The 10,888-nt window shown below is 66.7% G+C and carries 12 protein-coding genes; 5 read left to right on the top strand and 7 right to left on the bottom strand.

The window, feature by feature from the left end:
• Positions 1-16: 16 nt before the first annotated feature.
• The 7 genes from OGL92_RS09425 to gshB form a co-directional block, all read right to left on the bottom strand.
• Positions 17-1,288 carry a dihydroorotase gene (locus OGL92_RS09425; RefSeq protein WP_263143136.1) on the bottom strand — a complete coding sequence of 424 codons (1,272 nt, stop codon included), beginning with the start codon at positions 1,286-1,288 and terminating at the stop codon, positions 17-19.
• A complete protein-coding gene (locus OGL92_RS09430) occupies positions 1,288-2,295 on the bottom strand; it encodes an aspartate carbamoyltransferase catalytic subunit (protein WP_263143142.1) in 1,008 nt (335 codons plus the stop codon). Before OGL92_RS09430 ends, OGL92_RS09425 begins: the two co-directional genes overlap by 1 nt.
• 25 nt (positions 2,296-2,320) lie before the next feature.
• The gene (pyrR, locus tag OGL92_RS09435; RefSeq protein WP_263143145.1) at positions 2,321-2,833 is read right to left on the bottom strand and encodes a bifunctional pyr operon transcriptional regulator/uracil phosphoribosyltransferase PyrR; all 513 of its coding nucleotides are present in this window, start codon (positions 2,831-2,833) and stop codon (positions 2,321-2,323) included.
• A 12-nt stretch (positions 2,834-2,845) separates the two neighbouring features.
• Positions 2,846-3,292 carry a Holliday junction resolvase RuvX gene (gene ruvX / locus OGL92_RS09440; protein WP_263143148.1) on the bottom strand — a complete coding sequence of 149 codons (447 nt, stop codon included), beginning with the start codon at positions 3,290-3,292 and terminating at the stop codon, positions 2,846-2,848.
• On the bottom strand, positions 3,292-3,861 hold the full coding sequence (locus tag OGL92_RS09445) for a YqgE/AlgH family protein (RefSeq protein ID WP_263143151.1): 570 nt from the start codon (positions 3,859-3,861) through the stop codon (positions 3,292-3,294). The genes ruvX and OGL92_RS09445 overlap by 1 nt, the downstream gene beginning before the upstream one ends.
• A 173-nt stretch (positions 3,862-4,034) precedes the next feature.
• Positions 4,035-4,928, bottom strand: coding sequence for an energy transducer TonB (locus OGL92_RS09450; protein WP_263143152.1), 894 nt, complete (start codon positions 4,926-4,928; stop codon positions 4,035-4,037).
• 115 nt (positions 4,929-5,043) lie between these two features.
• The gene (gshB, locus tag OGL92_RS09455; RefSeq protein WP_263143153.1) at positions 5,044-6,006 is read right to left on the bottom strand and encodes a glutathione synthase; all 963 of its coding nucleotides are present in this window, start codon (positions 6,004-6,006) and stop codon (positions 5,044-5,046) included.
• Between the two features lie 241 nt (positions 6,007-6,247).
• Between gshB and pilG the strand changes: the two genes are divergently transcribed.
• The 5 genes from pilG (at position 6,248) to OGL92_RS09480 (ending at position 10,874) form a co-directional block, all read left to right on the top strand.
• A complete protein-coding gene (pilG, locus tag OGL92_RS09460; protein WP_263143155.1) occupies positions 6,248-6,655 on the top strand; it encodes a twitching motility response regulator PilG in 408 nt (135 codons plus the stop codon).
• Positions 6,656-6,702: 47 nt separating this feature from the next.
• Positions 6,703-7,068, top strand: a complete 366-nt coding sequence (gene pilH, locus OGL92_RS09465; protein ID WP_263143160.1) for a twitching motility response regulator PilH — start codon at positions 6,703-6,705, stop codon at positions 7,066-7,068.
• Between the two features lie 44 nt (positions 7,069-7,112).
• Complete coding sequence (locus tag OGL92_RS09470) at positions 7,113-7,649, top strand: chemotaxis protein CheW (protein ID WP_263143162.1); 537 nt, start codon at positions 7,113-7,115, stop codon at positions 7,647-7,649.
• 249 nt (positions 7,650-7,898) lie between these two features.
• Entirely contained in the window at positions 7,899-9,947 is a 2,049-nt protein-coding gene (locus OGL92_RS09475) for a methyl-accepting chemotaxis protein (RefSeq protein ID WP_263143167.1), read from the top strand.
• Between the two features lie 66 nt (positions 9,948-10,013).
• A complete protein-coding gene (locus tag OGL92_RS09480; protein ID WP_263143168.1) occupies positions 10,014-10,874 on the top strand; it encodes a CheR family methyltransferase in 861 nt (286 codons plus the stop codon).
• Positions 10,875-10,888 lie beyond the last annotated feature (14 nt).

Genomic DNA, 10,888 nt, shown 5'->3' on the forward strand with positions numbered 1-10,888 from the left:
AGGCGCAGCGCGAGCGTCAGCCGCGATAGCTGACGTGGCCGTCCACCAGGGTGTAGCGCACCCGGCCCGGCAGGCAGTGGCCGATAAAGGGGCAGTTGTCGCCCTTGGAGAACCAGGTCTCCCCGGCCAGGGTCGAGCCCTGCGGGTCGAACAGCAGCACGTCGGCCGGGTCGCCGACCCGCAGGCGGCCGGCGGGCAGGCGCAGCGCCTCGGCCGGGCCGGCGCTGAGCCGGGCGAGCAGGGTCGGCAGGTCGAGCAGGCCATCCTGCACCAAGGTCATGGCCAGCGGCAGCAGCAATTCGACGCTGCCGATGCCGGGTTCGGTGGCGCCGAAGGGCGCCAGCTTGGCATCCGGTTCGTGGGGCTGGTGATGGCTGGAGATCGCCGAGATCACCCCGCGTTTCACCGCGTCGCGCAGGCCCTCGCGGTCGGCGTGGGTACGCAGCGGCGGCTGCACGTGATAGAGGCTGGAGAAGTCCCGCAAGGCCTCGTCGGTGAGGATCAACTGGTACAGCGCCACGTCGGCGGTGACCGCCAGGCCGCGTGCCTGGGCCTCGGCGATCATCTGCGCGCCGCGGGCGCTGCTCAACTGGCTGAAGTGGGCGCGCACGCCGCTCTGTTCCACCAGCAACAGGTCGCGGGCCAGGGCGACGGTCTCGGCGATCTCCGGAATCCCCGGCAGGCCGAGGAAGCTGGCGGCGGCGCCCTCGTGGGCCAGGCCGCCGGCGGCCAGTTCGGCGTCCTGGGAATGGAAGATCACCGTCAGGTCGAAGGTCGCCGCGTATTCCAGCGCCCGACGCAGGGTGCGGTTGTTGGCCAGGGGCGCCAGGCCGTTGCCGAAGGCGACGCAACCGGCATCGCGCAGGGCGACCAGCTCCGCCAGTTGCTCCCCGGCCAGGCCCTTGGTCAGGGCGCCGATGGGGAACACCTTGGTGTGCCCAGCCTCGCGGGCGCGGTCGAGAATCAGCTCGGCCACCGCCGAGGTATCCAGCACCGGCTTGGTCAGGGGCGGGCAGCACAGGCTGGTGACGCCGCCGGCCGCCGCCGCCAGAGTTTCGCTGGCGATGCTGCCCTTGCGGCTGTAGCCCGGCTCGCGCAAGGCGACCGACAGGTCCACCAGGCCGGGCGCGGCGACCAGGCCGCGGGCATCGATGTCCTGTTCGGCGACGAAGCCGGCCGGGGCCTGGTCGAGCGCGACGAGCCGCCCGCCCTCGAGGTAGAGGTCGGCCGGCCGGTCGAGGCCGCTGGCCGGGTCGATCAGGCGGGCACCGAGGATACGGGTACGCATCAATTGTGCTCCTCGGATTCTGGGTTCGACTGGCGCTGGGCGGTCTGTCCGCTCATCGCCATGGACAGCACCGCCATGCGGACGGCGATGCCATAGGTGACCTGGTTGAGGATCACCGACTGCGGGCCGTCGGCCACCGCCGACTCGATTTCCACGCCGCGGTTGATCGGCCCCGGGTGCATCACCAGGGCGCCGGGTCGCGCCAGGGCGAGGCGCTGGGTGGTCAGGCCGTAGAGCTTGAAGAATTCCCCTTCGCTGGGCAGCAGGCCGCCCTGCATGCGTTCGCGTTGCAGGCGCAGCATGATCACCACGTCGACGTCCCTGAGGCCTTCGGCGAGGTCGGTGAAGACGCGCACGCCGTACTGCTCGATGCCCACCGGCAGCAGGGTCTTCGGCCCCACCACGCGGATGTCCGGGCAGCCGAGGGTCTTCAGCGCGAGCATGTTCGAGCGCGCCACCCGCGAATGCAGGATGTCGCCGACGATGGCCACCGAGAGGTTCTCGAAGCCGCCCTTGTGCCGGCGGATGGTGAGCATGTCGAGCATGCCCTGGGTCGGGTGGGCGTGACGGCCGTCGCCGCCGTTGATGATCGCCACGTCCGGGCAGACGTGCTCGGCGATGAAGTGGGCCGCGCCGGAGTCGCCGTGGCGCACCACGAACATGTCGGCGGCCATCGCTTCCAGGTTGCGCAGGGTGTCGAACAGCGTCTCGCCCTTGCTGGTGGAGGAGGTGGATACGTTCAGGCTGATCACGTCGGCGGACAGCCGCTGGGCCGCCAGCTCGAAGGTGGTGCGGGTGCGCGTGGAGTTCTCGAAGAACACGTTGCACACCGTCTTGCCGCGCAGCAGCGGGACCTTCTTCACCGCGCGGGCGCCGACTTCGAGGAAGGAGTCGGCGGTGTCGAGGATTTCCGTCAACAGTTCGCGGGGCAAGCCGTCGAGGGAAAGGAAGTGGCGCAACTGGCCCTGGTCGTTGAGCTGGAGCGGGCGCTTGGCGTCTGTCGGCATGGTGCAGGCCCTAAGGTGAAATGATTCAGGAAGCGGAGGCGAGGACCTGGCGCTGGAGCACCAGCGGCGCGGGACCGAGCACTTTCACCCGTTCGCCGGGGGCCAGGGAGAGGGTCGCGCCGACCACGTCCGGGCGGATCGGCAACTCGCGGTCGTCGAGGTCCAGCAGGCTGACCAGGGTCACGCTGGCCGGCCGCCCGTAGTCGAAGAGTTCGTTCAGCGCCGCGCGCACCGTGCGCCCGCTCATCAGCACGTCGTCGATCAGCACCAGGTGCTGGTTCTCCACCTCGAACGGCAGGGCCGACGGCCGCACCTGCGGATGCAGGCCGTTGCGGGTGAAGTCGTCGCGGTAGAAGGAAACGTCCAGGGTGCCCAGGGGCGCGTCGCTGCCCAGGGCCTCCAGCAGCGCCCGGGCGACCCAGACACCACCGCTGTGGATGCCGATGAAGCGTGGCGTTTCGATCCGCCGGGCGTGCAGGTGGGCGGTCAGGTCGCGGGCCATCCGCGGCAGCAGCTCGGCGGGATCGGGCAAAGACATCGGCATTCCTCGCTAGGCGTTCGTGGCGTGATGGGCCAGCCAGCCTTCCAGCAGCAAGGCGGCGGCGAGGGCGTCCACCGGGCGCTCCCGATAGCCGCCGCGCTGGCCCTGGGCGAGGCGTTCGCCCTTGGCTTCGAAGGTGGTCAGGCGTTCATCGTGGGTATGCACCGGCAGGCCGAAACGGCCGTTCAGGCGGCGGGCGAATTTCTCGGCGCGGGCGCTCATCTCGCTGGGCGTGCCGTCCATGTTCAGCGGCAGGCCGACGACGATGGCGTCCGGTTGCCATTCCTTGACCAAGGCTTCCACCCGGTTCCAGTCCGGCACGCCGTTCTGCGCTTTCAGCGTGCAGAGCTCGCGGGCCTGGCCGGTGACGGCCTGGCCGACGGCGACGCCGATCTGTTTGGTGCCATAGTCGAAGCCGAGCAGCAGTCGCAGCGGTTTTTCCGCGCCCGCGCCCATCAGGCGTGGCCGGCCTGGCTGGTGAGCAGACCGAGGGTGATGCCCAGGCGGTTCGCGGCGGCGTTCAGGCGTTGCTCGGCCGGCAACTCGAAGAGGATCTCGGCGTCGGCGGGGCAGGTCAGCCAGGCGTTGTCCGCCAGTTCGGCGTCCAGTTGCCCGGCGTCCCAGCCGGCGTAGCCCAGCGCCACCAGGCTGCGCGCCGGGCCGCTGCCGTCGGCGATGGCGAACAGCACGTCCTGCGAGGTGGACAGCGCCAGCTCACCCAGCTCCAGGGTGGCCTGGAAGCGCTGGCCGGCCGGATGCAGGACGAAGCCGCGATCGGTCTGCACCGGGCCGCCGGAATAGATCGGCAGGCTCTGGCAGCGGGCCGTGGGTTGGTAGTCCGGGCGCAACTGTTCGAGGACATCGCCCAGGGTCAGCCCGTTGGGCCGGTTGATCACCAGCCCCATGGCGCCCTCGTCGCTGTGCTCGACCAGGTAGATGAGCGTCTGGGCAAAATTGGGATCGGCCATGTGCGGCATGGCGATCAGCAGATGATGCTTGAGATAACTCGGCGCGGTGCTTTTCATAGGCGGCTAGCTTAAAGCGTCGGACGCCCAGCGCAAAGCCGTAAGCGTCGTGCCACCCATCGGCCGGAGCAGCGGCGCAGGCCTTCCGTGCGGCGCGCATGCGGAGCCCGGGCGGGCATCCAGGCCGGGCTCTAGTGTGGCGAGCGTCCGAATGGGGCGGGTCCGCCGTGCCGTCAGCGGCTGGACAGTTTGTCGCCGCGCTCGAAGCGCCAGGTGCGGATGATTTCCAGCCGGTCGATGTCCGAGAGGTCGCCGGTGAAGGGCGCGAACGGCGCGGCCAGGCGCACGATGCGCATGGCCGCCTGGTCGAGCACCTGCTGCCCGGACGACTCCAGCACCTGCACTTCGTAGAGGGTGCCGTCGCGGTTGATCGACACCAGCAGCCGCAGGCTGCCGTAGATGCGCTGGCGCCGTGCTTCGTCGGGATAGTTGAGGTTGCCGACGCGCTCGATCTTCTTGCGCCATTCCTCCTTATACCAGGCGCCCTTGTCGCGCATGGTCGAGGCCGCGTTCAGGCGATGGATCTTCGGGCGCTTGGCGTACAGCTCGCGTTCCTGGGACAGTTGTGCCTCCAGGCTGGCGATCTCCGAGGACAGTTGCGCGCTGTCGAACACCGGCGCGCGGCGCGCCTCGGGCTCGGGCTTGGCTTCCTCGTTCTTCACCGGGGTCTTCTGCGGTTGCGGCGAGCGGGTGGCCAGCGCCGCCTTGGGCGCTTCCTGGTGGGCGGTCTGCCTGGGCGTGCTGGGCGGGGTGACGCGCTTGATTTCGCTGTCCTGGAAGATCGCCTGCTCGGGGGTCTTCGGCGTCGCCTTGTGGTCCAGGGTGCCGCTGCCTTGCTGGTTGTCCTGGGCCAGGTAATCGGCTTCCTTGGGTTTCTCCCGGCTCTTGAAGGTCGAGAGGGTGATCTCCAGGGTTTTGCTGATCTGCGCCGGCTCTGCCAGGCTGAAGCCGACGCCGAGGATCAGGGCCAGGTGCAGGAGGGCGGCGAGGAAAAGGGTGAAGCCCAGACGGTCGGCCGGGCGTACGCCGGAATTCGCGAAGTCGGCTGGATAAGGGCTGGGATTCATTGCGGATCGGCTTGGCTCGGGTTGCGCGCAGTCTGCCCAGCGGCTCGCTAAAAGTCTATGAAGCAGGTAACAGCCTGGAGAGAAAGCCGCGCGCCGGGCGCGGCCTCGACCTCGTTCAGGCGCGGCGCTTCTCTTCCAGCTTGCCGGCGATGGCGTCCATCAGGCGCTCGCCGATGCGGGTGTCGAAGGCGCGGTCGATTTCGCGGATGCAGGTCGGGCTGGTCACGTTGATTTCGGTGAGGTGCTCGCCGATCACGTCGAGGCCGACGAACAGCAGCCCGCGCTCGCGCAGCGCCGGGCCGACCTGGGCGGCGATCCAGCGGTCCCGCTCGCTCAGCGGGCGGGCCTCGCCGCGGCCGCCGGCGGCGAGGTTGCCGCGGGTCTCGCCGGCCGCGGGAATGCGCGCCAGGCAATAGGGCACGGGTTCGCCGTCGATCATCAGGATGCGCTTGTCGCCGTCCTTGATCGCCGGCAGGTAGCGTTGCGCCATGATCTGCTGGGTGCCGTGGGCGGTCAGGGTCTCGAGGATCACCGAAAGGTTCGGGTCGCCGGCGCGGTGACGAAATATCGAAGAACCGCCCATGCCATCCAAGGGTTTGAGAATGATGTCACGCTGTTCTTCGGCAAACTCGCGCAGAATGTCGGCTCGCCGGCTCACCAGAGTCGGCGGGGTGCATTGGGTAAACTGGGTGGCGAAGAATTTTTCGTTGCAATCGCGTAGACTCCGCGGGCGATTCACCACCAGTACGCCGGCTTGCTCCGCCTGTTCCAACAGGTAGGTGGCATAGACGAACTCGTTGTCGAACGGAGGATCCTTGCGCATAAGGATCACATCCAGGTCATGCAGCGGGGCGTCGACCTCGGCTTCCAGCTCGAACCAGTGCCCCGCATCCTCGAAGACCCGTAGCGCTCGCATCCGTCCGCGGGCTTCGCCGGCTTTCTGGTAGATGTCCTGGGGTTCCATGTAGAACAGCGACCAGCCACGGGCCTGCGCGGCCAGCAACATGGCCAGGGAGCTGTCCTTCTTGAAGGCGATGCGCGCGATGGGGTCCATGACAATCCCGAGGCGAACGCTCATGGGGGATTTCCTCCGATGCAAACGGCGGCAGGACGCCGCCGAGACGTGAATTCAGGCGCCCAGGGTGGCGCCGGTGCCCCTCCCGGTCAAGGGAAAACCTTGGCATTCCGGGGCTTATAGATTGCATGTTGAGAGTGTGCTAAAAAGGCCCCACGATCGGGTTGCAGCCCATCGCTGGTAAGGCCTCAGGCGCACTGCAAACGCAAAAATAACGACTCACCGAGGCGATGGTAGGGCGAACATGGAACAGCATTCCGAGGGTTTGAGGGTGATGGTGATCGACGACTCGAAAACGATTCGTCGCACCGCGGAAACTCTGCTGAAAAAAGTGGGCTGCGAGGTCATCACCGCTGTCGATGGCTTCGATGCGTTGGCCAAGATCGCCGATACCCATCCCAACATCATCTTCGTCGACATCATGATGCCGCGGCTCGATGGCTATCAGACCTGCGCCCTGATCAAGAACAACAGCGCTTTCAAATCCACCCCGGTGATCATGCTGTCCTCCAAGGACGGTCTGTTCGACAAGGCCAAGGGCCGTATCGTCGGTTCGGACCAGTACCTCACCAAGCCCTTCAGCAAGGAAGAGCTGCTCGGTGCGATCAAGACGCACGTGCCCGACTTCACGCCGGTGGAACAAGCCTCCTGACCGCTCGGCCGCCCGGCCGGAGACGCCTCTTCCGTATAGGAAATACCATGGCTCGAATTCTGATTGTTGATGACTCCCCGACCGAAATGTACAAGCTGACCGCCATGCTGGAAAAGCACGGCCACCAGGTACTCAAGGCGGAAAACGGCGCCGACGGCGTCGCCCTGGCACGCCAGGAAAAGCCGGATGTCGTGCTGATGGACATCGTGATGCCGGGGCTCAACGGCTTCCAGGCGACCCGCCAGCTGACCAAGGACGCCGAAACCAGCCACATCCCGGTCATCATCGTCACCACCAAGGACCAGGAGACCGACAAGGTCTGGGGCAAGCGCCAGGGCGCGCGCGATTACCTGACCAAGCCGGTCGACGAAGAAACCCTGTTGAAGACCCTTGGCGCCGTGCTGGCCGGCTGAGGCCGCTCGCCCGCACTCCTGATAAATAGAGGCCACGGCCCGGCATGTCCGATATCCAGACTCCTTTCCAGCTTCTTCTCGAGATCGACCAGCGTTGCCGGACGCTCGCCGCCGGGCTGCCTTCGCAGCAGGCCGCGGTGCAGACGTGGAGCGGTATCGGTTTTCGCATGGGCGAGCGCCTGTTCGTGGCGCCCATGGGGGAAGTCGGCGAGGTTCTCCACGAGCCGCGCTACACACTGCTGCCGGGCGTCAAGAACTGGGTCAAGGGCGTGGCCAACGTGCGCGGCCGCTTGTTGCCGATCATGGACCTGTGCGGATTCTTCGGCGGCGAACTGTCGCCCCTGCGCAAGCAGCGCCGGGTGCTGGTGGTCGACCATCAGGAAATCTTCGCCGGGCTGATCGTCGACGAAGTCTACGGTATGCAGCATTTTCCGGTGGATGCCTTTTCCGAGCGCTTACCGCCGCTCGAGGCATCGATCCAGCATTTCATTCATGGGGTGTTCCAGCGCGAGCAGCCGTGGCTGGTGTTCAGCCCGCACGCGTTGGCGCAGAACCAGACCTTTCTCGACGTCGCAGTCTAGCGCGACCCGATAAGCGTGCCGGAACGGGTCTGCATCCGTTCTGGCACGATCGTTCAAGTGTTTCGCGGTGGCAGCCGGTGTGCTTCCACCCGTAGCCGGGCCCTCGGGCCCGCAAGGTGCGATGGGAGCCTGGCTCCGCATCGTGCGCGATGCCCAGGCGTCGCATGTTCAAGGTTGGGCCGGCGCTGCCGGCCCTTTGGCGTTACATGGGAAACGTAGTGTGTGGTAGGTCCAGGCGGGGGCCAGATAATGAAAAGACTAAACGCAGGCAATCCTTTAGCGGGTATGCGCAGCAGCACTTTGATCGCCGGACTCTTCGTGGTCCTGATCGTGTCCATCGTGCTGCTGTTCGCCAACTTCGCGTACATCAACACCCAGTCGAACTACGACAAGGAGTACATCAGCCACTCCGGCGAGTTGCGCGTGCTGTCGCAGCGGATCGCGAAGAACGCCACCGAAGCGGCGGCGGGCAAGGCGGAAGCCTTCGCCCTGCTGAAGGACGCGCGTAACGACTTCGAGAAGCGCTGGGGCATCCTGGTCAACGGCGACGAGGCCAGTGGCCTGCCGCCCGCGCCGGAAGCGGTGCGCGACGAGATGGGCGTGGTGCAGCAGGACTGGGACAGCCTGCGCAAGAACACCGACGCCATCCTGGCCAGCGAGCAGACCGTGCTGTCCCTGCACCAGGTGGCCGCGACCCTGGCGGAAACCATTCCGCAGCTGCAGGTCGAGTACGAGGAAGTGGTCGACATCCTGCTGGAAAGCGGCGCACCGGCCGCCCAGGTATCGGTCGCTCAGCGCCAGTCGCTGCTGGCCGAACGGATTCTCGGCTCGGTGAACAAGGTGCTCGCCGGCGACCAGGACTCGGTCCAGGCCGCCGACATGTTCGGCCGTGACGCCAGCCTCTTCGGCCGCGTACTGAGCGCGATGATCGAAGGCAACGCCGCCATGGAAATCACCAAGGTGACCGACCAGGAGGCGCTGGAGCGGCTGCAGGAGATTTCCGAACTGTTCGAATTCGTGTCCGGTTCGGTGGACGAGATCCTCGAGACCTCGCCCGAGCTGTTCCAGGTCCGCGAATCCGCCAACAACATCTTCACCGGCTCCCAGACCCTCCTCGACAAGGCCTCCAAACTGGCCCAAGGCTTCGAGAACCTGGCCGCCGGCCGTTACGCCAACACCCTGGCCGGCTACGTATTGGGCGCCCTGGCGCTGGGCTCGATCATCCTGATCGGCCTGGTCATGGTGCAGAGCACCCGCAGCCGACTGGCCGAGACCGCCGAGAAGAACGACCGCAACCAGGCGGCGATCCTGCGGCTGCTCGACGAGATCGCCGACCTCGCGGACGGCGACCTGACGGTGGCGGCGACGGTGACCGAGGATTTCACCGGCGCCATCGCCGACTCGATCAACTACTCCATCGACCAGCTCCGCGACCTCGTCGAGACCATCAACCTGACCGCCGTGCAGGTGGCCGCGGCCGCCCAGGAAACCCAGGCGACGGCGATGCACCTCGCCGAGGCCTCGGAGCACCAGGCCCAGGAAATCGCCGGCGCCTCCGCGGCGATCAACGAAATGGCCGTGTCCATCGACCAGGTATCGGCGAACGCCTCGGAATCCACCGCGGTAGCCGAACGTTCCGTGGCGATCGCCAACAAGGGCAACGAGGTGGTGCACAACACCATCACCGGCATGGATAACATCCGCGAGCAGATCCAGGACACCTCCAAGCGGATCAAGCGCCTCGGCGAATCCTCCCAGGAGATCGGCGACATCGTCAGCCTGATCAACGACATCGCCGACCAGACCAACATCCTCGCCCTGAACGCGGCGATCCAGGCCTCCATGGCCGGCGACGCGGGACGCGGCTTCGCCGTGGTAGCGGACGAGGTCCAGCGCCTCGCGGAACGTTCCTCGGCGGCGACCAAGCAGATCGAGGCGCTGGTGAAGACCATTCAGACGGACACCAACGAGGCGGTCATCTCCATGGAGCAGACCACTTCCGAGGTGGTTCGCGGTGCGCGCCTGGCGCAGGACGCCGGTGTGGCCCTGGAAGAGATCGAGAAGGTATCCAAGACCCTCGCGGCCCTCATCCAGAACATTTCCAACGCGGCGCGCCAGCAGGCGTCCTCGGCGGGCCACATTTCCAACACCATGAACGTGATTCAGGAGATCACCTCGCAGACCTCCGCCGGCACCACGGCGACCGCCAAGAGCATCGGTAACCTGGCGAAGATGGCCAGCGAGATGCGTAAGTCGGTATCCGGCTTCAACCTGCCGGAAGCGCCGGAACAAGCCTGAGCGAAGGGAGCGCGGCGATCCTAGCGGTCGTCGCCGGTGGCCATGAACGAGGGCGAGGGGCACGGCATGCAGCCAAGTGGCGTCTGGGCCTTGAAACCCCTGGCGGATATGTCCGCGGCGGAGTTCCACGACTGGCGCGCGTTGCTCGAGGATCGCACCGGGCTGGTCATCGGCGACCAGCGCCGCGCCTTCCTGCAGACCAACCTGAGCGCCCGCATGCGCGAGCTGGGCGTCGACGACTATGGCAGCTACTACCGCCAGGTGACCGACGGGCCGCGGGGCGCGGTGGAATGGTCGACGCTGCTGGATCGCCTGACGGTGCAGGAGACCCGGTTCTTTCGCCATCCACCTTCCTTCGAGGTGCTCGACGTCTATCTGCGCGAGCGCACCGCCCAGGTGGAGCAACGTCCCTGGGCGCTGTGGAGCGTCGGCTGTTCCAGCGGCGAAGAACCCTATTCATTGGCGATCGCCGCTGCCGAGGCCTTGCGTGACACGCCCTGGCCCGAGCATTTCGGGGTGACCGGCACCGATATCAGTCTGAATGCCTTGAGCAAGGCCCGGGACGCGTCCTACGGGCCGCGCCGGCTGCAACAGTTGGACGAGGTCCTGGCCGAGCGTTATTTCCGCCGCCAGGACGACGGACGTTTCAAAGTGGTACCGAATCTGGCGGCGCGCGTATGTTGCGCGCGGCTGAATGTGCTGGAACTGGCCAAGGCGCCAATGTCCGGCATGGACGTAATTTTCTGTCAGAACCTGCTGATCTATTTTCGTCGCTGGCGTCGCCGCGAGATCCTCAACCGCCTGGCCGAGCGCCTGGCGCCCGGGGGATTGCTGGTGGTGGGCGTGGGAGAGGTGAGCGGTTGGCATCATCCGGACTTGCAGCCGGTGGCCGACGAGCGGGTTCTGGCCTTTACCCGGAAGGGGTAGCTCAGGTGAACAGT

Source organism: Pseudomonas sp. RIT-PI-AD (assembly GCF_025642785.1).
Classification (GTDB): domain Bacteria; phylum Pseudomonadota; class Gammaproteobacteria; order Pseudomonadales; family Pseudomonadaceae; genus Pseudomonas_T.

Excerpts from the sequence above, each read along its gene's own strand:
- gshB (WP_263143153.1), bottom strand. The coding sequence starts at position 6,006 with ATGAGCGTTCGCCTCGGGATTGTCATGGACCCCATCGCGCGCATCGCC.
- OGL92_RS09475 (WP_263143167.1), top strand. The coding sequence starts at position 7,899 with ATGAAAAGACTAAACGCAGGCAATCCTTTAGCGGGTATGCGCAGCAGC.
- OGL92_RS09430 (WP_263143142.1), bottom strand. The coding sequence starts at position 2,295 with ATGCCGACAGACGCCAAGCGCCCGCTCCAGCTCAACGACCAGGGCCAG.
- OGL92_RS09445 (WP_263143151.1), bottom strand. The coding sequence starts at position 3,861 with ATGAAAAGCACCGCGCCGAGTTATCTCAAGCATCATCTGCTGATCGCC.
- OGL92_RS09480 (WP_263143168.1), top strand. The coding sequence starts at position 10,014 with ATGCAGCCAAGTGGCGTCTGGGCCTTGAAACCCCTGGCGGATATGTCC.
- pilH (WP_263143160.1), top strand. The coding sequence starts at position 6,703 with ATGGCTCGAATTCTGATTGTTGATGACTCCCCGACCGAAATGTACAAG.
- pilG (WP_263143155.1), top strand. The coding sequence starts at position 6,248 with ATGGAACAGCATTCCGAGGGTTTGAGGGTGATGGTGATCGACGACTCG.
- OGL92_RS09470 (WP_263143162.1), top strand. The coding sequence starts at position 7,113 with ATGTCCGATATCCAGACTCCTTTCCAGCTTCTTCTCGAGATCGACCAG.
- OGL92_RS09450 (WP_263143152.1), bottom strand. The coding sequence starts at position 4,928 with ATGAATCCCAGCCCTTATCCAGCCGACTTCGCGAATTCCGGCGTACGC.
- ruvX (WP_263143148.1), bottom strand. The coding sequence starts at position 3,292 with ATGGGCGCGGGCGCGGAAAAACCGCTGCGACTGCTGCTCGGCTTCGAC.
- OGL92_RS09425 (WP_263143136.1), bottom strand. The coding sequence starts at position 1,288 with ATGCGTACCCGTATCCTCGGTGCCCGCCTGATCGACCCGGCCAGCGGC.
- pyrR (WP_263143145.1), bottom strand. The coding sequence starts at position 2,833 with ATGTCTTTGCCCGATCCCGCCGAGCTGCTGCCGCGGATGGCCCGCGAC.